Origin of the sequence: Streptomyces sp. NRRL B-1140 (assembly GCF_001280065.1) — a bacterium.
In the GTDB taxonomy this organism is placed as follows: domain Bacteria; phylum Actinomycetota; class Actinomycetes; order Streptomycetales; family Streptomycetaceae; genus Streptomyces.
On record NZ_LGEA01000069.1, the window covers coordinates 14077 to 33436 of the forward strand.

The 19360-nt window shown below is 70.7% G+C and carries 20 protein-coding genes; 10 read left to right on the top strand and 10 right to left on the bottom strand.

What is annotated here, in order from left to right; genetic code table 11:
* Positions 1 to 201: 201 nt before the first annotated feature.
* Positions 202 to 975 (top strand): polysaccharide deacetylase family protein, encoded by a 774-nt coding sequence (locus ADK65_RS08555; RefSeq protein ID WP_053669317.1) that lies wholly within the window; start codon positions 202 to 204, stop codon positions 973 to 975.
* Here the strand turns inward: ADK65_RS08555 and ADK65_RS08560 are convergent.
* Entirely contained in the window at positions 935 to 1921 is a 987-nt protein-coding gene (locus ADK65_RS08560) for a MerR family transcriptional regulator (RefSeq protein ID WP_107092240.1), read from the bottom strand. The genes ADK65_RS08555 and ADK65_RS08560 overlap by 41 nt on opposite strands.
* A 120-nt stretch (positions 1922 to 2041) precedes the next feature.
* Here ADK65_RS08560 and ADK65_RS08565 point away from each other — a divergent pair, with 120 nt between their 5' ends.
* The 3 genes from ADK65_RS08565 (at position 2042) to ADK65_RS08575 (ending at position 5794) form a co-directional block, all read left to right on the top strand.
* Positions 2042 to 3565, top strand: a complete 1524-nt coding sequence (locus ADK65_RS08565; RefSeq protein ID WP_053669321.1) for an alpha/beta fold hydrolase — start codon at positions 2042 to 2044, stop codon at positions 3563 to 3565.
* A 156-nt stretch (positions 3566 to 3721) separates the two neighbouring features.
* The gene (locus ADK65_RS08570; protein ID WP_053669323.1) at positions 3722 to 4786 is read left to right on the top strand and encodes a fatty acid desaturase family protein; all 1065 of its coding nucleotides are present in this window, start codon (positions 3722 to 3724) and stop codon (positions 4784 to 4786) included.
* Between the two features lie 120 nt (positions 4787 to 4906).
* Positions 4907 to 5794 (top strand): universal stress protein, encoded by an 888-nt coding sequence (locus ADK65_RS08575; protein WP_053669324.1) that lies wholly within the window; start codon positions 4907 to 4909, stop codon positions 5792 to 5794.
* 4 nt (positions 5795 to 5798) lie between these two features.
* On the opposite strand, the gene ADK65_RS08580 is transcribed toward ADK65_RS08575, so the two are convergent.
* Entirely contained in the window at positions 5799 to 6824 is a 1026-nt protein-coding gene (locus ADK65_RS08580) for a 6-phosphofructokinase (protein WP_053669326.1), read from the bottom strand.
* Between the two features lie 339 nt (positions 6825 to 7163).
* Between ADK65_RS08580 and ADK65_RS08585 the strand changes: the two genes are divergently transcribed.
* Together ADK65_RS08585 and ADK65_RS08590 are read left to right on the top strand one after the other, a co-directional pair.
* The gene (locus tag ADK65_RS08585) at positions 7164 to 8000 is read left to right on the top strand and encodes a DUF2182 domain-containing protein (protein ID WP_053669328.1); all 837 of its coding nucleotides are present in this window, start codon (positions 7164 to 7166) and stop codon (positions 7998 to 8000) included.
* A gap of 114 nt (positions 8001 to 8114) precedes the next feature.
* The gene (locus ADK65_RS08590) at positions 8115 to 8771 is read left to right on the top strand and encodes a DUF1326 domain-containing protein (protein WP_053669331.1); all 657 of its coding nucleotides are present in this window, start codon (positions 8115 to 8117) and stop codon (positions 8769 to 8771) included.
* A gap of 39 nt (positions 8772 to 8810) precedes the next feature.
* On the opposite strand, the gene ADK65_RS08595 is transcribed toward ADK65_RS08590, so the two are convergent.
* The gene (locus ADK65_RS08595; protein ID WP_159038748.1) at positions 8811 to 9215 is read right to left on the bottom strand and encodes a hypothetical protein; all 405 of its coding nucleotides are present in this window, start codon (positions 9213 to 9215) and stop codon (positions 8811 to 8813) included.
* A 30-nt stretch (positions 9216 to 9245) separates the two neighbouring features.
* Positions 9246 to 9821: a hypothetical protein gene (locus tag ADK65_RS08600; RefSeq protein ID WP_053669335.1), complete on the bottom strand. Its 576-nt coding sequence runs from the start codon at positions 9819 to 9821 to the stop codon at positions 9246 to 9248.
* A 298-nt stretch (positions 9822 to 10119) separates the two neighbouring features.
* Between ADK65_RS08600 and ADK65_RS08605 the strand changes: the two genes are divergently transcribed.
* A complete protein-coding gene (locus tag ADK65_RS08605; protein WP_053669337.1) occupies positions 10120 to 11295 on the top strand; it encodes a spore photoproduct lyase family protein in 1176 nt (391 codons plus the stop codon).
* Positions 11296 to 11345: 50 nt separating this feature from the next.
* Here the strand turns inward: ADK65_RS08605 and ADK65_RS08610 are convergent, their stop codons facing one another.
* The 4 genes from ADK65_RS08610 to ADK65_RS08625 all read right to left on the bottom strand — a co-directional run bounded on the left by ADK65_RS08610 (position 11346) and on the right by ADK65_RS08625 (position 15665).
* Positions 11346 to 11741 (bottom strand): DUF6281 family protein, encoded by a 396-nt coding sequence (locus ADK65_RS08610; RefSeq protein WP_234352827.1) that lies wholly within the window; start codon positions 11739 to 11741, stop codon positions 11346 to 11348.
* 166 nt (positions 11742 to 11907) lie between these two features.
* Positions 11908 to 12783: a geranyl diphosphate 2-C-methyltransferase gene (locus tag ADK65_RS08615; protein WP_053669338.1), complete on the bottom strand. Its 876-nt coding sequence runs from the start codon at positions 12781 to 12783 to the stop codon at positions 11908 to 11910.
* 15 nt (positions 12784 to 12798) lie between these two features.
* Positions 12799 to 14169, bottom strand: coding sequence for a family 2 encapsulin nanocompartment cargo protein terpene cyclase (locus ADK65_RS08620; protein WP_053669340.1), 1371 nt, complete (start codon positions 14167 to 14169; stop codon positions 12799 to 12801).
* Positions 14170 to 14249: 80 nt separating this feature from the next.
* Positions 14250 to 15665, bottom strand: coding sequence for a family 2B encapsulin nanocompartment shell protein (locus tag ADK65_RS08625; RefSeq protein ID WP_053669342.1), 1416 nt, complete (start codon positions 15663 to 15665; stop codon positions 14250 to 14252).
* 371 nt (positions 15666 to 16036) lie between these two features.
* Here ADK65_RS08625 and ADK65_RS08630 point away from each other — a divergent pair, with 371 nt between their 5' ends.
* A complete protein-coding gene (locus ADK65_RS08630; RefSeq protein WP_053669483.1) occupies positions 16037 to 16570 on the top strand; it encodes an AAA family ATPase in 534 nt (177 codons plus the stop codon).
* 35 nt (positions 16571 to 16605) lie between these two features.
* Positions 16606 to 17043 carry a glutaredoxin domain-containing protein gene (locus ADK65_RS08635; RefSeq protein WP_053669345.1) on the top strand — a complete coding sequence of 146 codons (438 nt, stop codon included), beginning with the start codon at positions 16606 to 16608 and terminating at the stop codon, positions 17041 to 17043.
* A gap of 281 nt (positions 17044 to 17324) precedes the next feature.
* Here ADK65_RS08635 and ADK65_RS08640 read toward each other — a convergent pair whose 3' ends face one another.
* Positions 17325 to 17828, bottom strand: coding sequence for an ATP-binding protein (locus tag ADK65_RS08640; RefSeq protein ID WP_234352828.1), 504 nt, complete (start codon positions 17826 to 17828; stop codon positions 17325 to 17327).
* Between the two features lie 171 nt (positions 17829 to 17999).
* On the opposite strand from ADK65_RS08640, the gene ADK65_RS08645 reads away from it, so the two are divergent.
* On the top strand, positions 18000 to 18365 hold the full coding sequence (locus tag ADK65_RS08645) for an STAS domain-containing protein (RefSeq protein WP_107092241.1): 366 nt from the start codon (positions 18000 to 18002) through the stop codon (positions 18363 to 18365).
* 80 nt (positions 18366 to 18445) lie between these two features.
* On the opposite strand, the gene ADK65_RS08650 is transcribed toward ADK65_RS08645, so the two are convergent.
* Positions 18446 to 19228 (bottom strand): sulfite exporter TauE/SafE family protein, encoded by a 783-nt coding sequence (locus ADK65_RS08650; protein ID WP_053669348.1) that lies wholly within the window; start codon positions 19226 to 19228, stop codon positions 18446 to 18448.
* Between the last annotated feature and the right edge of the window lie 132 nt (positions 19229 to 19360).

The following is a 19360-nucleotide window of genomic DNA, read 5'->3' on the forward strand; positions in this document are numbered from 1 at the left end:
CAGGCCGAGGACGGAAGTCCGACCGAGTGATCAGCTTCCTTCGCTGCCCGGACGGGTCAGGGAGCCGGTTTGTCCGTGGCCTCCCGCGGAATTGTCCGAGATCCGTAACGGAGGGATCCCTCAGCCGCCGTCCGTCGTCCTGTCAGGTGGTCGCAAGGTGGCCGGGGATCGGGCGAGCAACTTCCAGGGAGCGGGGCGGACATGGCGCGGCACGGTGGTGGGCGGGGCTGGTACGGCAAGGTCATCGGGGCGGCGCTCGGGGTGACGGTGCTCGCCACCGGCGCGTCGGTGTGGACCGCGCAGGCCGGCGCCACCCGCAGTCCGGCACCGAACGCGACGGCGTCCGTCTCGCCCGGCGGTGGCTCCGAGCCGGTCGCCGCCGGTATCGCGCACGCCTCCGAGAAGGGGGCGCGTGGCGTCAACATCACCATCGACGACGGGCCCGACCCCGTGTGGACCCCGCACGTGCTCGACGTGCTGCGGGAGTTCGGGGTGAAGGCCACGTTCTGCATGGTGGGGACGCAGGCGCAGGCGCATCCTGACCTCGTGAGGAAGGTCGTCGCGGACGGGCATCGGCTGTGCGACCACTCCGTGTCGCACGACACCACCATGGACAAGAATTCCCAGGCGTATCAGTCACAGCAGATCCTCGACGCCGAACGCATGATCACCAAGGCGTCCGGAGGGGTCCGGCCGATGTACTACCGGGCACCGGGCGGAGCGTTCACCCCGTACAGCCGCAAGCTCGCCGCGTCCCGGGGGATGCGGCCGCTGGGCTGGAACGTGGACACCAAGGACTTCGAGCGGCCCGGGACGGACGCCATCGTCGCCACCGTGCAGCGCGAACTGACCAACGGGCCGACCCTCCTCTTCCACGACGCGGGAGGTGACCGGTCGCAGACCGTCGAGGCGCTGCGCCGGATCCTCCCTTGGCTCAAGGAACAGGGCTACTCCTGCGGCTTCCCGGTGCGTTGAGGGGGCCTTCCCCGGCGTTGTCCAGCCGCAGTGCCGCGCGCAGCCAGTCGTCCGAGGAGCCCGGAGTCGGCTGCGGCGGGCTGCCGGGCGGGGTCAGGACGATCGCGGCGAGTTCCCAGTACCGGTCCAGGCGCGCCTCCGCCGACAGCCTGGTCGCCAGCGAGCGGCGGAACGCGCGGGTGTCGCGGCTGCGGTAGGCGCTCGCGTAGGCCGCGACGTAGGCATCCAGGGCTTCGCCCGGCTTCGGGTCGTGTGCCCGGCGCAGGTGCGGGGCGGCGAGGTCGAAGGCTTCGGTGAGGCCCGCGTACAGCAGGACGGCGCCGTCGGCTCCTGCGGCTCGGTGGACGTCCGGCTGGGGCTGCCGGCCGCCCGGGCAGGGAGCCGTCGTCATCGCGTGCAGCCGGGCGAAGGCGAGGACCTGGGACGGGTGTGGTTCGTCGGGCGGTTGGGGGACGGCGGCTTCCAGGAATGCGGCCGTTGCCCGGCGCGGCATCCGGGCCGGCAGCCAGGTACGCCAGAATCTGGCCAGTGGTGCGGTGCTCGGCGGGGTGTTCAGCGTGCCGAGCAGCCGCAGCCGGTCCGCGCGCTGCGCCGGGGGGCAGTCCCGCACCAGCTGGAGGGCCGCTTCCCGCCAGCGCAGTGCCTTCAGCTCACTGCCGAGCTCGCGCAGGCGGCTGTCGAGGGCGCCCTCCAGTGCCCGGCCGGCTGCCTCTTCGTCGTCGAGGATGCGGCGTACTTCGGGCAGGGGCAGGTCGAGGGTGCGCAGGGAGCGGATCAGCTGCAGTCGTTCCAGGGCCTGCGGGCCGTAGCGGCGGTGTCCGCCACCGGTGCGGGCGGCTTCGGGCAGCAGCTCCTGGTCGGAGTAGAAGCGGACGGTCTTCACGGTGGCACCGGCACGCTCGGCGAGCTCTCCGATGCTCCACAACGACTCGTGTGAAATAGACAGTTGAACCTCCCTCAGGGGGAGTTCCTACGGTACCGGGGCGCGGGCCGGCAGACGCCGTAGCCCGCGGACGAGGGCGTACGCGATCGGCGTGGCGTCCTGGACGAGTCCGGGGAGGGCTTTGTGCGGGTGTTCATCATGGTGGCGGGTGTGTTCACCGGGTCTCATGTCTGGCAGGAGACGGCCGCGCGGCTGGTAGCGGCGGGCAGCGCGGCGCACGCGGTCCCGCTGACGGGCGTCGACCCGGTCCGGCCCGCCGCACCGGCCCACGTCGGTCTGGAGACGCACATCGAGGACGTGATCGCGGCGATCGACGCGGTGGACGTGGCGTCCGCTCGGGAGATCGTGCTCGTGGGGCACGACTACGGGATCCACCCGGTGCTCGGCGCCGCCGACCGGCGGGCGGAGCGCATCGCACGGGTGGTGTACCTGGACAGCGGGATGCCGCAGAACGGTGTTCCGGCGCTGGCCGCCGTGCCGGACCAGGCGCTGCGCGCGCAGCTGGCCGAGCGCGCGGAGGCAGGCGAGCGCGAGGGGGTGCTGGCGCCACCGGCTCGTGACGGGTGGGGGCGCTGGGGCAGTACCGATGGCATCGGCGAGGCGGCTCTGGAACGGCTGACCGCTCTGGCGGCGCCCCAGCCGCTGGGCACCCTGCTGCAGCCGCTGCGGCTGACGGGAGCGGTCGCCGCGGTTCCCGTGACCGGCGTGCTGTGCACCGGGAACGGCCCCGGTATCGGCATGGTGCAAAGGCTCGTCGACTTGGGCGACCCTGCGCTGGCGGCCCTGACCCGACCTCAGGTCACGTTCTTCGAACTTCCCACCGGGCATTGGCCGATGCTGTCGTGCCCGGGTGAACTGGCAGAGGTCCTGCTGCGGGCCGCAGCCGGTGAGGGGCACCGTCTGCGGCCGGTGGGGGGCGATGCGCCGGTGCCCGCCCATCTGCGCCCGTTCCCGCTGGACGTTCCCGAACTGCCTCGCGACCGGCAGGGCTGTGTCGATCTGTACGTTCCCGAGGGTGAGGGCCCGAGGCCGGCCGTGGTGCTGGTGCACGGAGGGCCGGTGCCCGCCGGGGCGCGGCCGAGGCCGCGTGAGTGGCCGACCCTGGTGGGCTACGCCCGATCGGCCGCGGCGGCGGGGGTGGTCGGCGTGACCCTTGACCACAGCCTGTACGACGTCACGGACTATGAACGCGCCGCCGCGGACGTCGCCGCCGCGGTGGACCGGGTGCGGGCCGATGCCCGGGTGGACGCGGACCGGATAGCGCTGTGGTTCTTCTCGGGCGGCGGCCTCCTCGTCACGGACTGGCTGACACGGCCCCCGGCCTGGCTGCGCTGCCTGGCCGCCTCCTATCCCGTCCTGGCGCCTCTTCCCGCCTGGGGGCTGTCCGGCAGCCGCTTCCACCCTGCCCGGGCGGTCGAGGAGGCGGGCTCCCTGCCTCTGGTCCTCCTCCGTGCCGGGCGGGAGGAGCCCGAGATCGCCGCGACCGTCGACGCGTTCGTGACCGCGGCCGAGAAGTGCTCGGCGCGACTCGAAGTGGTCGACGTCCCCCATGGGCATCACGGTTTCGAAACCCTCGACGCACCTGAGGAGACGATCCCGGCCCTGCAACGGGCGATGCGTTCGGTGGTCGGGCACCTGACCGAGTGACGGCCGCAGCCACGGCGAAGGGATCAGGCCGGGAAGGGACGGCGATCGGCGGCCGCGCTGCGGTCTTTCCCCCGGACCCATGGTGGCGCTAGCTCCACCTCAGGCAGGGGGCGGACACCATTCTGCCGCCGGGGAACGGCTCGGATACTGAGTCGCATGACCAATCCACTGGTGCTTCCGGCAGTCCCGCCGACGCGAGGAGAACGACCGGAGAGAAAGCGGGGAAGTGACTTCTCCGAATTGTCTCGGCGCATATCCGAGGCCGGTCTTCTCCGGCGGCGTCCGCTGTATTACACGGTCCGTTTCGGACTGGTCGCCCTGGCTCTGGCGGGGTGCGTGGGAGCCTTTGCCGCGTTGGGGGACAGCTGGGGCCAGGTGTTCGTCGCCGTCGCGCTGGCCGTGGTCTTCGGTCAGCTCGGGCTGGCCGCGCACGACCTGGCTCACCGACAGGTGTTCACCGGTCGGCGGCCCAGCGAGGCGGGCGGACTGCTGGTCGCCGACCTGCTGCTGGGCATGAGTTACGGGTGGTGGATGAACAAGCACACCCGGCATCACGCCAACCCCAACCACGAAGGGAAGGACCCGGACGTCTCGCCCGACATTCTCGTCTGGTCGCGCCGGCAGGCGCGTGCGGCCCGGGGTCTGCCGCGTTTCGTCGGGAAGCATCAGGCCGCGCTGTTCTTCCCGCTGTTGACTCTGGAAGGGCTGAATCTGAGCTTCAGCAGCTTTCGAGCGCTGAGAAGTCCGTCGATGAAAAGGCCCGTACTCGAAGGCACGCTCCTGGTTGCGCATTTCGTGGTGTACTTCGGCGGCCTTTTCACCGTCCTCTCCCCCGCCAAGGCGCTTCTTTTCCTCGCGGTGCACCAAGGCCTGTTCGGGATCTACCTGGGTTCGGTGTTCGCGCCCAACCACAAGGGGATGCCGATGATCGAGGAGGGGACCAGGCTGGACTTTCTGCGCCGCCAGGTTCTCACCTCGCGCAACGTCCGGGGCGGGGCGGTGGTCGACGCCTTCATGGGCGGGCTCAACTACCAGATCGAGCACCACCTCTTCCCCAGCATGCCGACACCCGCACTCGCCAGGGCCCAGGTCATCACCGAGCGGTACTGCGCGGAGTTGGGCATCCCCTACCACCAGGCCGGGCTGATCGCCTCGCACCGGGAGGCGCTGCGCCATCTCAGGAGCGTCGGTGAGCCGCTGCGCGCACCGGCGGCGGGCTGACTCGGCGGGGCCCCCGGTGGTGACCTTCCCGGCCCGGGCGCCGGAGCGGTCCCGGCGTGGAACAGTGGAGACGAGGAGACACGCGCCCTCGAGGGTGCGGGCCGGACGAAGGAGGCCGGGATGCGCCCCTCTGTGCTGGCGGGTATCGACGGATCCGAGTGTGCGGCGGCAGCGGCCCGCTGGGCGGCGGAGGAAGCCGCTGTGCGCGGTGTTCCGCTGCGGCTGCTGCAAGTGGCCCCGCGGCTCTCCGGAACCACGGTTCCGGGCCCTGCGCTGGAACGCCTGCAACGGATGGGCGCCCAGCTGGTCCGGCGGACGGTCGAGGACCTCCTCGCCCGCCACCCGGACCTCGAAGTGACGGGCGAGCAGGCGGACGAGGCCCCCGCCGCGGCGCTGCTCGGTACGGCACGCGATGCCGGGCTCCTCGTCGTGGGCACGCGCGGAACAGGCGGTTTCCGGGATCTGGCGGTCGGCTCGGTCGCCCTGCGGATGGCCGCAGCGGCCCCCTGCCCCGTCGTGCTCGTCCCTCCCCCTGCCAGTTCCTTCGCCGAGGGAACGTCCGCGACGCGTGGCACCGGCCTGATCGTGCTGGGCTTCGACGCCCACCGGCCGGCCGGTGAAGCGGCCGGCTTCGCGTTCGCGGCCGCCGACGCCCGCACGGCGAACCTGCGCGTGGTGCAGGCCTGGGCCCTTCCCGCGGAGTCGGTGTCGCCGCGCACCTACGTGGTGACCGAAGAGGACCGGGCCACCTGGGAGGACCAGGAGGTGCTGAGGCTCTCCGACGCGCTGCGTCCGTGGCAGGAGAAGTACCCGCGCGTGGCGGTGGCCACCGATCTCATGCTGCTCCATGCCGCGGAGGCGCTTCTGAACGCCTCCCGGAAGGCGGACCTGCTGGTCGTGGGGCGCCGCACCGACCCGGGCGCCGCCGAGGGACGGCTGGGCCCGGTCACACACGCCGTGCTGCACCATGCCCGCCGTCCGGTCGCGGTCGTACCGCACGGAGCATGACGACTCAGCCGAAGAACACCTCGAACTCGTCGTACAGCGACGGCTCCACCACCTTGTTCGTCGCCGTTGCGGCCGCCAAGGGCACCCGGACGATGCGCGTGCTCTCGAGAGCGACCATGCAGCCGAAGTCCCCCTCCTTGACGGCCTCGATCGCGTGCAGCCCGAAGCGGGTGGCCAGCCATCGGTCGAAGGCACTCGGAGTGCCACCGCGCTGGATGTGCCCGAGCACCGTGGTGCGGGCGTCCTTCTGGGTGCGCGCCGAGATCTCCTGGGCCAGCCATTCCCCGATTCCGGAGAGCCGGACATGACCGAACTCGTCCAGCGACTGGTCCTTGAGGATCATCTGCCCTTCTTTGGGGACGGCACCTTCGGCCACGACGACGATCGGCGCGTAGTTGATCTGGAACCGGCTCCTGACCTGCTCACAGACCTGTTCGATGTCGAAGGGCCGCTCCGGGATGAGGATCACGTTGGCACCGCCCGCGATGCCGGCGTGCAGGGCGATCCAGCCGGAGTGCCGTCCCATCACCTCCACCACGAGGGCTCGCATGTGTGATTCGGCGGTGGTGTGGAGGCGGTCGATAGCCTCTGTCGCGATGCCGACAGCCGTGTCGAATCCGAAGGTGTAGTCGGTCCCCGTGACGTCGTTGTCGATGGTCTTCGGCACGCCGACCAGGTTGATTCCCTGCCGGCTGAGTTCCGTGGCCGCCCCCAGCGTGTCCTCGCCGCCGATGACGACGAGGGCGTCCACCTCGTGCGCGGCGAGGGTCTCCCGTACGCGCTGCAGCCCGTTGTCGTGCTTGAAGGGGTTCGTGCGGGAGGATCCGAGGATGGTCCCGCCGCGGGGGAGGATCCCGCGAACGCCGGCGATGTCCAGGGGGACGACATCGTTCTTGAGCAGACCGAGCCAGCCGTCACGCACCCCGACGAAGTCGAACGAATACTCCTGCACGCCCTTGCGGACGACGCTGCGGATCACGGCGTTGAGGCCGGGGCAGTCACCGCCGCCGGTCAGCACTCCGACCTTCATGGGTCCTCTCCCATCCGCCGCACACTGCCCGCCGACGGCCCTCGCGACGGCCGTGGCGAGCCGGGGCACAGGAACCGGCCCCCTCGCTTACAGCGTCCCTCGGTTCCGTCCGCGATGGCCACTCGGAGGACACCTGCGGGGGCCCTACGCCCCCCGGGGACGGCCGGATCGCCCCACGCGGTCCGGGCCTGCCGTCCGTCGCGCGGGTGAAGCCGCGCCGGCACAGTCGGTCGGGGGCGGTCGATCGGCTGCGCCGGCACCAGCGCTTCACCGGACGTCCTGACGTCGCGGTGTGGCGGAGGGCGTGTTGTCCTGAAGTAGTACGCAGGGAGTGCAGCGATGCGGCGTTTCCGGACTTCCGTCCTCGTCTCCGCGCGGTCGCCCGCACCCACCGGGTCGGGCGGGGGGTTGCTGCCGGCCCGACAGCTCGCGCTCGCCTGGTCGGTGGTCGTCCTCATCACGGTTCCCGCCTGGGTACTGACCGTCGGGCAGGCCCGGGACATGGGCGTCGAGCCCGGCACGATGGGTTTGGCGCTGCCACTGTTCCTCCTGCTCTGGGTGGCGATGACGGCGGCCATGATGCTGCCGTCCATGGCGCCGGTGGCCGTCACCTGGGTACGGGGGCTCGGACGCCGGTCGTCCGGATGGAGCCGGGCGGGGCGCATCCTGGAATTCGTGAGCGGGTATCTGCTGGTGTGGACCGCCTTCGGGCTGCTCGCCTACGTCGCTCTGGACTTCACCGGCGATCTGGTGGGCGACCATCCGGCGGCGGGCCGCTGGATCGGAGCGGTGGCCTTCCTCCTGGCGGGCCTCTACCAGCTGGGCCCTCTCAAGAACGTCTGTCTGCGGCACTGTCGCGACCCGATGGGCCAGCTGGTGCGCTACGCCGGGTTCCGGCAGCCGGCCCGCGATCTTCGGGTGGGCCTCCACCACGGCGGCTACTGCGTCGGCTGCTGCGCGGGTCTGATGGTCGTCCTCATACCGCTCGGGGTGATGAACGTGGCGGCGATGGCCGGGCTGGCGGTGGTGATCTTCCTGGAGAAGCTGTGGTCGCGGGGGCCGCTGCTCGCAGGAGTGGTGGGTGTGGTCTTCCTCGTTCTCGCGGTGCTGGCGCCGTTCCAGGACTGGCTGCTGCCGGGGCTGGAGCGGTCCGCGCCGTCGATGAGCGACATGTGAGCATCTGCGGCAAGCTGGAGAAGAGGCCGCCGCCTCACGATCCGCGTGCGGGCTCGGCCGTGCGGTCTCGGCACTCCGATGGGGCTCCCTCGGGCTCGACGGGAGGGATGCGAGATGACGGAACAGGTCGGCAACGGGACCAGCTGGCATCTGGTGGGCGACTGGTTCGACGTGTGCAAGTGCTCCATACCGTGCCCCTGCACGTTCGCACAGCCCCCGACCTACGGTGACTGCGAAGGCGTGCTGGTCTGGCACATTCGCGAGGGCAACTACGGCGACGTCCGCCTCGACGATCTCAACGTCCTGATGCTGGGCGTCTTCGTGGGCAACGTCTGGGCCGGCGAGCACAGCGACGCGTACGCCGCGGTCTTCCTCGACGAACGCGCCGACGACCGGCAGCGCGCCGCGCTCGGGACCGTTTTCGGCGGTGAGGCAGGAGGCTGGCCGGCACGGTTCGGGGAGATGCTCAGGCCCGAGATGCGCGGCATGGACGTCGTGCCGATCCGCGTGGAGATCGACGAGGACCTCGCCACCTGGAGAGCCGAGATTCCCGGCCGGGTCACGGCCACCGCCGAAGCGCTCACCGGCCCGACGACACCGGGAGGCGCTCGCGTCCAGGTCCACAACGCCCCGGGCGCCGAGGTGGGGCCGGGCCAGGTCGCCACGTGGGGCAGGGCCACCGCGGACCGCGCGGATGCCTTCGGCTTCTCGTGGGAACGCTCGGGAAAGTCGAGCAAGTACTTCCCCTTCGACTGGAGCGGGCCCGACTGAGCGCGGGCGTTTCGCCACCCCTGCACGTCACCGGCCGTCTCACCATCCGGGCGGCAGCCCCGGCTCCCCGCCGTCGACGAGCCGCGGCCGCCGGTGGCGCCACCATCGCCCGCCTCCGGGTTGCGCCCGGTCGGCGCCGGCTCCTCGAAGGGGCACGGTCGCATCGAGGTAGCGGGCGTCCAGAGCTCTCAGCTCCGCATCGCGAAGCGCGCGTACGGGTTCGGTCAGCATGGGCCATGCCTCGGCGAGCCAGTCCCGGCACCGCAGGTCATGTGGGTAGTCGAAGGCGCTGTCCGCGTCGAACCCGTCCTCGACGTCCTCGATGAAGGACGTCCAGCGCTCCAGCATGGCGTTGAGCGTCACCATGCCGTATCGATCGGCCAGAGCCTGCCCGGCGTCACGGATCGAAGCGTAGTCATCCGAACCGAGCACTGGGGATTCCATACCCGTGACCATGCCAAGCTCTCCTTCGTCTTACAACGTGCTTGCGCGCTTCACCGCCGGATCCAGCAGGCCTGTCCTCTTCACGGCGCGGGGAGACAGAGTCATGGGTCCGGCCCAGCCCTGCTGGATCAGCGCGACCTGCGAGGGCAAGGGCTGGACCGGGGCCGCGTCCACACCTCGCGCCCAGTTCGCGAGCAGTCCCTCGGTGGTGTCGACGGCCGAGACAACCATGGTGATGCGGGACTGCCCGTTGCCCCAGGTGTTCCACAGTGCCCAGCCCTCCCCGCGGGGCTCCACCCCGATCCGGAGACACGCCTGCTCATAGGTCTCGTCCAGCGCGGCCGGCATGACTCCCGGCCGAATGAGCACGACGCCCGCCAGCTCGAGCAGGGGGCGATCCTCCTCCTCGACGCACCCGTCACCGGGGAAGTGATGGTGCTGCAGAGCCCGAGCGAGCGCGTTCACCGCCCGCTGAAGAGTCGTCGCGTCGTCAGGGTCATGGCCGTAGCAGAGCCAGCCTTCGTCCGACGCGGCAGACCGGACCTCTCTGGCGAGCCTCTCGACTTCGCTCAAGTATTCGCTCTGGGTGAGGGCACGTCGCGTCATGGCGTGAAGTCTCGCAGTCGGCGCCGCCCGGGGTCGCCTGAGTTTCCGGTGCCGGCACCACTCTTCGGGGGACGCGGGGTCAAGCGCTGTGCGGGGTCACCAAGCCGGATTCGTAAACGAGGACGACGAGTTGGGCGCGATCACGGGTACGGAGAGCCGGCCTGGTCCTGTGGGGGTGGGCGTGGAGAGGTCGGCCGTACCCAGGGCGGTCCCTTCGAGCGGGAGCGGTGAGTGCCTCGTACAGTTGGATGACGGGAAGCTTCTCTCTTCCCTCGCACCCATCTGTACGGGAGCACTCATGCACCACCCGTCCGGCAGCCCGGGCGACGACCCCGACGCACTGTTCGGGCTGGACGCCCTCTCCCCCGGGCCCGTCCCAGCCGATCGACGCTCTTCGTTCCGTGCTTCCGCCGTGGCCGGCCGGCTGCTGCCCGTGCGGGAGATCTACGCCGAGCCCGCGGCTGCCGCGTCCCCGCGCGGGAGGCAGATCAGCGCACGGTTTCCCGACGCCCGGGTGACCATGGTGCAGTCCCACTGGGGCATCCCAGGGCTGCACGGCAACCAGGGCAACATCGAGCGCTGGGTGCGCGTCAAGGGGGAGACGCTGGTCCTCGGTGAGAAGAAGACCCTCACCACACGTCCCAACGGCCGGTCCGCGGACTGGATCGCTCCCGGCGCCTCCAACGGTTGCGCCATGGCCTGCGCCTACTGCTATGTGCCCCGGCGCAAGGGATACGCGAACCCCATCACCGTCTCCACCAACATCGACCGGATCATCGGTCACGTCGGCCGCCACGTGGCGCGGCAGGGGCGCAAGTCCGAGCCGAACCAGTGCGACCCCAAGGCGTGGGTGTACGACATCGGGGAGAACGGCGACTGCTCGGTGGACGCGCTGATCTGCGACAACACCGCGGACATGGTGCACGCCTTCCGGCAGTGGCCCACGGCGAAGGCGTCCTTCGCCACCAAGTTCGTCAACCCCGACCTGCTGGCCCTCGACCCTCGCGGCCGCACCCGCATCCGGTTCTCGCTGATGCCGCCGGACGACGCCCGGCTGCTCGATGTGCGCACCTCACCGGTCGCCGAGCGGATCGCCGCCGCTGCGGACTTCCTGGACGCCGGGTACGAGGTGCACTTCAACCTCTCCCCCGTGGTCGTCCGGCCGGGCTGGCAGGAGGCCTGGACGGAGCTGCTCATCCACCTCGACGACGTCCTGCCCCGGCGCGTGAAGGAGCAGGCCGCCGCCGAGGTGATCATGCTGACGCACAACCAGGAGCTGCACGAGGTCAACCTCGGCTGGCATCCCCGTGCCGAGGAGGCCCTGTGGCGGCCGGAACTGCAACAGGCCAAGCGCTCCGAGAACGGCGCGCTGAACCTCCGCTACCGCAACGGCGTCAAGGGCGAGGCCGTACGGGCGCTGCACACCTTGATCGACCGCCATGCGCCGTGGCTGCGGGTGCGCTATGCGTTCTGATCCGCCGGGGGTCTCCCGGGCGGCCGCCGGCGGACACGGGAACGCCGAGGTCACCAGGAGTCGGCGATCAGTTTCTCCACCTCGGGCGGCAGCTCGCCGCCCGAGTGGACGGCAACGAACCTGACGTCGTCGGGTGCGTCGCCGACGGCGATGGCCACGGTGGGAGAGACGCCGTCCACCGCGTAGGCGTTTTCGGTGGTGGATGGCTCCTCGCCCCGGTTCTGGCCGCCCGTGTCGTCACAGGGCGGCTGGGTCGCCGTGCCCAGTTCGTTGCCCACGGTGAACTCCACATTCGCCACATCGCGGTACGTGCGCCCTTCGTAGGTCACCACGTAGACGCACGACGGCGCGGCCTCCCCGCTGTCCTCCTCCGGGTCGCAGGCGGACATCGACGCCGCTGCGGCCGCCGTCAGCAGTGCGAGCACGGATCGCTTGACCCAGCTCATGATCGGACCTCCAGGTTTCGAGTTCTCGACCGGCGTGCCTGATTGCGAAGACTCGTCCGGCCTCATCGACAACGACGGACTGGAGGTCCTGTTCGTTCGGGCGACTTCTGGGCCTACCTCGCGGGGCCGGTCCCGTACAGACGGTCCCGGCCCCGCGAGGTCGCGCTCACACGCGGTCGGCCGCGATCAGGACGTACTGGAAGGAGCCGTCCCGGTAGGACTGGATGAACGCCTCCTCGATCCCGGTGACCAGCGAGGACGTGGCCCGCAGCTCCCAGTAGGGCAGCGTGTCCGGGGTGAGGTCGACGATGGTCTGCGGCACCAGCCGGTTGTCCGCCATGGCGCGCAGATACTCGCGGCGGGAGTGGATGTTGCACTCGAAGTGGGCGTTGATCTGGGAGACCCACTTCGAGGGCTGGCCGTAGCGGGGGTTCCAGCAGCCGGTGATCGTCACGTACCGGCCGCCCACCTTGAGGAAGCGGGAGTGCTCGGCGAACAGGTCGTGCAGGTCGACGTACATCGTCGACTCGTTGTTCCACGACGCGGTGACGCCGCCCTTCTCGAAGGGCGTGTCGAGCATGTTGCACACGCGGGAGCGCACGTGGTCCTCGATGCGCAGTTCTCGCGCGCGCCTGTTGCCGAAGTCGGCCTGGGTGGCGGACAGGGTGACGCCCTCCACCCTGCAGCCGAAGCGGCGGTGGGCCATGACCATGGACCCACCGCGCCCGCAGCCGGCATCGACGAGGGTGTCGTCGGGCCCGACCGGGCCGAGGTGGTCCATCAGGAACTCCGCCTGTGCCGATTCCAGCCGGTGCAGCTCCGCGATGAGCTTCTTCTCGTACTCGCTGTGGGCCGGGTCGCCGAGCGCGGTGTGGTCCACGGCGCCGATGCCGTAGTGGTGGTGGTAGAGCCCGTCCACGTCACCGAGACGGAGATTGACCGGCCTCGCCTCGTTGTTCCAGTACCGCGCGATGTCCCCCTGGTACGGCGTCGCCGGGGCCGGGATCTTCGCGGAGAGGGAGGGGGTCGTTTCAGTGGTCACAGAGATGTCCGTTCCTTACCAGAAGTCGGGCAGGCTGTAGCGGTAGGTGTTGGTGCGGTGCCAGTCGTGGTTGCCGTCGACCCACGCCGCCACGCCTTTGAGGAAGCGCAGCACGGGGGGCAGGGGGCAGGCCTCCGCGAGGCCTGCCGCGGCGGCCTCGAAGGCGTGCTGGAGTTCGTTGTGGACCTCGACGGCCTTCAGATAGGCGTCGCGCGCGGAGAGCCGCTCGCGTTCGGCGATGACCACGGGCAGGTTCAGGTGGCGGCCGGGGCTGTTCAGTTCCTTGGTGTACGAGTAGAGGTCGTTGACGATGGTGGTCGCGTTGCCGGCGAGGGCGATGACCCGCTGCATGTCCGGGCGGGCGTGCAGGTCCGCGGGCAGTTCGTAGCCGCCGACGGTGTCGGTGATCGTGGGGCAGGGTCGGAAGTTGTTGAACTGGCGCATCGCCAGGTACTCCCACACCTCCGGGACGTGGTCGGTCTGTGCCCAGGCGGCCTCGGCGAGGTAGCCCATGTGCAGCCGGGCCATGTCGTGCCGGTAGCGGTCGGCCTGGGAGTCCGTGGCCGCGCGGACGAAGTAGTCCATCGCGCTGCGGTACGCCCGGCGCGGGGCGTCCGAGGTGAGCGACTCCTGCCACGCCGGCGCGTACTCCGCGGTGGTGTGGAAGTGGTCGAGGGCGGTGTGCGCGAGCAGGAGCCGGCCGCCCAGTCCGACGGGCGACCCGCCGTGGTCCTCGCAGTAGCAGTCGTCCAACGCGTTCTCCGCGACCATCAGCCGCGTGGCGAGCATCAGGTGGTCGACCGTCGGCGCGTCGGGGTGGCAGGCGACCATGTAGCGGCCGACGGAGAAGCCGTCGAACTGCCCCTCCCACTCCTCGGGGTAGAGCTGGACCTCGTCCTCGGCCCAGGCCTTGATCCGGCGGCTCACCTCCTCGACACGCACCGGGTCCGGCTCCGGGACGGGGTGGTGGTAGAGGCCGGGCACGGCTTTCCCCGCGGCGGGCTCGGCGGGAGCCGGGGACGGCGGTTCCGGGAGGTCGGGTGCGAACCTGCTCGCCACGGAGAGCGAACTGGTGCCCGGTCCGGTCGGGCCGCGCAGGATTCGCCGCAGCGCGGAGCCGGCCGCGGTCGCATCGGGCGTGGCCGGTACGGCCGAGCCGACGGCGGCCGTGTCGGGCGCGGCCGAGACGGCGGAGGGGGGCATCGACGGCGGTGGCGTCGGCGGGCCGGGGATCGTGACCGGCGGATGCAGCGCGGCCAGGAAGTGCCGGACGGTCGGCGTGATCTGACGGTCGGGGGCCGACGGGGCCGGGGCGTCCGGCAGGACGGTCGGTGGCGTCGGCCGTTGTTCGGGTGGGCTTGTTCCGAGGTGCCCGGAGTCGGGCATCGGCGGCTCCTTGCTGCGGTGGGGTGGGCGCTCGGTGGCAGGCGGGGGCGACAGGCGTGCCGCTGCCGCGCGTCACGGCTTCAGCGCGGTCTGGGGGCGATCTGCACGTTCTCCATCACGCCCAGGGCATCGGGCAGGAGCACCGCGGCGGAGTAGTAGGTGGTGACGAGGTAGGAGATGATCGCCTGTTCGTTGATCCCCATGAACCGCACGGAGAGCCCCGGTTCGTACTCGTCCGGCAGTCCGGTCTGCCGCAGTCCGATGACGCCCTGGTTCTTCTCGCCGGTGCGCATCGCGATGATGGAGCTGGTCTGTTCCTTGCTGATCGGGATCTTGTTGCAGGGCAGGATGGGGACGCCGCGCCAGGCGGGGACGGATTGTCCTCCGAGGTCCACGTGGTCGGGGTAGAGGCCGCATGCGTTGAAGCCGCGTCCGATGGCGGCGATCGTCCTGGGGTGGGCGAGGAACATCTTGGTGCCGCGCCGGCGGCAGAGCAGATCGTCCATGTCGTCCGGGGTGGGCGGGCCGGAGCGGGGCTGGATCCGCTGCTTGAAGTCGGCGTTGTGCAGGAGCCCGAAGTCGCGGTTGTTGATCAGCTCGTGTTCCTGGCGCTCACGCAAGGCCTCGACGGTGAGCCGGAGTTGCTCTTCACTCTGGTTCATCGGACCGTTGTAGAGGTCGGCGACCCGGGTGTGGATCCTCAGAACGGTCTGTGCGACGGAGAGTTCGTACTCGCGCGGGTGCAGGTCGTAGTCGACGAAGGTGCCGGGCAGTTCGGCTTCGCCGACGTGGCCGGCCGACAGGGCGATCTCGGCCTCGCCGTGCTTGTTCTGCCGTAGCCGCGTGCGGGCGCTGAACTCTCCGACATGAGCCCGGAGGTGGGGGGCGGTGGCCAGGACCGCGCTGAAGTCGGCGCGGGTGAGGGTGAGGAGGGTGCCGGAGGTCTCGGCGGTGGTCGTGCAGTCGTGGCGGGCGTCGGAGTCGAGCAAGGCGCTCTCACCGAAGTGGTCGCCGTCCGCGAGCACTCCGACGGCGATCACTCCGCCGTACCGGCCCTCGGAGGTCTGGCCGACCCGGCCGTGGGCGATCAGGTGGAGCCGGTCTGCGGGGCTGCCGCGGGTCGCGAGGATTTCCCCGGCCGCGAAGTCGCGCTGCGTGCAGCGGTCGGCGAGGGCGGTGAGGACGTCCGTGTCCTCGAAACCGCGCAGCAGGGCCAGTTCCCCCAGCTCCCGGGGGATCACCCGGACCGTGGCACCCTCCTGGACGAACTCGATGTGCCCGTCCCCGAGGGTGTGGCGCAGCCGCCGGTTGACCCGGTAGGCACCGCCGTCGGCCTCGACCCAGGGCAGCATTCGCAGCAGCCAGCGGGAGGTGATCTCCTGCATCTGCGGGGCGGACTTGGTGGTCGTGGCGAGGTTGCGGGCGGCGGCGGTACCGAGGGACTGCTGCGGCGGGTCGGACGTGGTCCGGGCTTCCGGGATGCTGTCGACGGTCATCGAGGGCAGGTGCTCCTTGCACGACGGGTCGTCCGGTGCACACGGGTGCGCCGACCGGGAGACAGGGAGGGGTGGGCAACGAGCGGGACCGGATCACGTGAATCCGTCCACCTGCAGAAAGCTAGCCGCTGGGGGGCTCGCATCCACCGGCGAGACGAGATGCTTACCTCGAAGCGGTGACAATCACTTGAATGCGGTTTATCGGTCCGTCACGTGTCGTTGCCCGGTAGCGCTCGGGATGTTTGCGGCGTCGCGGGAAGCCGAACGGTGACCAGGAGGCGACGAGGGTTGTGGACGATCGGCCCGGACGAGGCGCGGAATGTCTGCGACGGACGCACCCGGGCGACCGCTGAGCGTTAGTGTCGGACCTCATGATCGTATGGATCAACGGTACTCACGGCGCCGGCAAGACGACGACAAGTGCCCTCGTGCGTGAACTGATCCCCAATGCACGGGTGTTGGACGCCGAGAAGGTCGGCGAGACACTCATGGACATCACTCCGGCGCTGCCCGGGCGCGGCACGGAGAACTTCCAGCACTGGCCGCCGTGGCGGCCCCTGGTAGTCGAGACGGCCCGTCGCGTGCTCGACTACACGGGAGGAACTCTGGTGATTCCCATGACCGTCCTGGTCGAGGAGTACTGGCGGGAGATCAGCGCCGGGCTCGCCCAGCACTCCATCGAGGTACGGCACTTCGTCCTCCACGCCGATCAGGACACTCTGCGCGGGCGTATCGAGGGGGAGCATGTCGTGCCCTCCCCGTTCGGTCTCGCACACCTCGCGCCGTACGCCGAGGCGGCCCGCACATGGCTGCACGGCGCGGCCGAAGTCGTCGACACGACGCACCTCACGCCTGCCCAGGCCGCCGCGCACATCGCGGAGGCCGTCGGCGCACACCGCCCCTGACCGGTCGGCGCTGCTCATCGGTAGCCTGCTTCACCATGACGCGTGTGTGGATCCTGCCGGTACTGCTCGTGCTCTGCGGCGCGTTCGCCGCGGCCGGACTGGTTGTCGCGGGGAGCCCGGGTACAGCAGCCGCACTCCTGCCGGTTTTCCTGCTGCTCGCCGGCGTGAACTCGCCGCTGGTCTTCCCGCGATCGATCGGTGCGCGGGAGGCACAGCGGCGCAGCACGGTCGACGGCCGGCCGGTGGTGTTCTGGCGCCCGGGCTGTGTGTACTGCCTGCGCCTGCGTATCAGGCTGGGGCGGAGCGCTCGCCGGTTGCACTGGGTCGACATCTGGCGGGATCCGGCCGGAGCGGCAGCGGTCAGGGAGGTCAACGACGGCAACGAGACCGTACCCACGGTCGTCGTGGACGGCAGCCCGCACACCAACCCCGATCCGGCGTGGGTACGCGGCCGGGTCTCCCCGTCCCGATGACGCGGAGCCCCCGGCCACCGGCCGGTGGTGCCACGGGGCGCCGGTGTCCTTTCGATGGAAAGGACCTGCATGCCGCCGTGGAACGGCGAGGTGCGCTGCCTCGCTTCATACCGCTTCATGCACGGTCCGTGCCAAGACCGCCGGCTGGGCTCGTCAGGCATCTCCGACCGGTGCGCCGTCGGGGAGGTGCCGCCGGGGCGGGTTGTCCAGAGGCATGGTGGCCTGTTGGGGAGACAGCGCCACGTCGTTCCCGTGCGGGGCGGGCGCAGGTCCTGATCGCTTCATCCGGGGGGAGCCGTCGTCACGGCAGGCCCGGAGCCGGAGGCACCGGTGACGGCGGAGGGTTCGGTCAGGGCGATGCGGGCGGTGATGCGCTTGCCGACCGCCTCCCGGTCGACGGACAAACCCTCCGACACGGCCTTGACGATCTCCAAGCCGTGACCCCCGATCCTGCCGGGATCCGCGGCGCGGGCCGTCGGGAGCTCGGGGCCGCTGTCCCATACGGCCACCTCCACGGCGCCCGCGGTCAGACCCAGCTCCACCAGGACGGGTCCAGGAGCGTACTTGCACGCGTTGGTGACCAGCTCGCTGACCACCAGCTGGGTGAGGTCCCTCACACGCGCGGTGATCAGCAGGCCGTACTCTTCGCCCGCCTGGTCGAGGAAAGCGGCCGCGTGCTGGCGTGCGTCGGCGATGCAGCCGTCGTCGCCGCCCAGGGCGAAGCCGACACGCACCACATGCTCGTCGCGTGCTGTACAGCCGTCACCGTCGGTACCATCTGCCACTGGCCTCGCCCTCACTCCCCCGTTTCGCGCGCGACTACCCCCCTGGCCGGCATGCATGCCGCACGGGGATGTCGGAAACGATCCCGTGGGTGCATCCGGGCGATCGGTGGGGCAGAATCATCCGCGCACGTCCTGAACCGGTGACAAGCCTAAATCGCAGTCGAGGAGACCGTGGCCCACATCGAACCAGCGGACCGGCCAGAACGGCTCTCCGTCGAACACCGCATGGTCGAGGGCATCCGTGTCGTGACGCTGCGGGGCGAAATCGACCACGACGTCCAGGATGTGCTGCGGCGAGCCCTGCAGGCCGAGGGCGGGGCCGCTCCGCCGCGGATAGTGGCAGACCTCAACGCGGTGACGTTCATGGACTCCAGCGGCATCAACGTCTTCGTCGCGGCCTATCAGGAACTGAGCGACGCAGACGGCTGGGTGCGCATCGCCGGGGCCCAGGACTCCGTCCTGCGCGTCCTGCAACTGGTCGGCGTCGACACCCTCATCTCCTGCCACCCCACGACCGAGCAGGCTCTGACTGCCTGACATCTGCCGTCGAGCGGTGTCGGGCGGCGCAGAGGGACGCCGGGCACCGCGCGGCCGTGCCCGGCTCCCGGCAATGCGGTTCAGGTGAGTGCCTGCGCTGCGTAGAGCGCGCCGATCGTGGCGGCGAGGGTGCCCAGCAGGAGGCGGAGAAACGCTTCCGGCAGACGGGGTTGGAGACGTGCGCCCAGATAGCCGCCGGTCAGCCCGCCCAGTCCGCAGGCCAGTCCGAGGAACCAGTGAGGGGCGATGTCGTCGCCGCCGGTGAGGGCGAGGAGTCCGTAGGTGCCGGCGCCGATCAGCGAGGTCAGGAAGGTGGAGGCGAGGGCGGCCGGTGCTACCTGGGCGATGGGCATGCCCCGGCCGACCAGGACGGGTCCGAGGATGGAACCACCCCCGATGCCGTAGATGCCGCCGATCGTGCCGACGGCCAGCGCCAGCATGGTGATCGTGCGCGGGGAGGGCCCGGTCGTGCCGAGGGCGGTCGGTGTGCGGAGCGTGCGGGTGATCAGCCAGAGTCCGAGGGGGAGCAGCAGGACGGCGACCAGCAGGCGGAACACGCCCGGCCCGGGAACGGCGAACACACGGATGACGGCGCCGAGGACGACGCCCGGGAGCGTGCCTGCGATCAGACGGCGGGTCAGCGGGCCGAAGAGGTTGCCGTCACGCCGGTAGCGCAGCAGCGCGCCAGGTCCGGCAACGACGTTGTAGAGCAGGTTCGTGGGGGTGACGGCGGGACTGGGGACGCCGAGGACGCTGAGCTGGACCGGCAGCAGGAACACGGCGCCGGACACTCCGACCGGTGCGGTGACCAGCGCGATCAGGGCGCCTGCGGCGAAGGCGAGCAGCGGTGCCGACCAGTCCAACCGTTTCCCGCCCTTTCCCGAGCCTCCGTCCAGTATCGGGTGCGGACCGGGGGCGGTCGTCGGGGCCCCCGACCTGATGGACGGAGTCGGGACGGTCTGACCCCGACCGGCACGACGAGCGTTCCCCGGCAG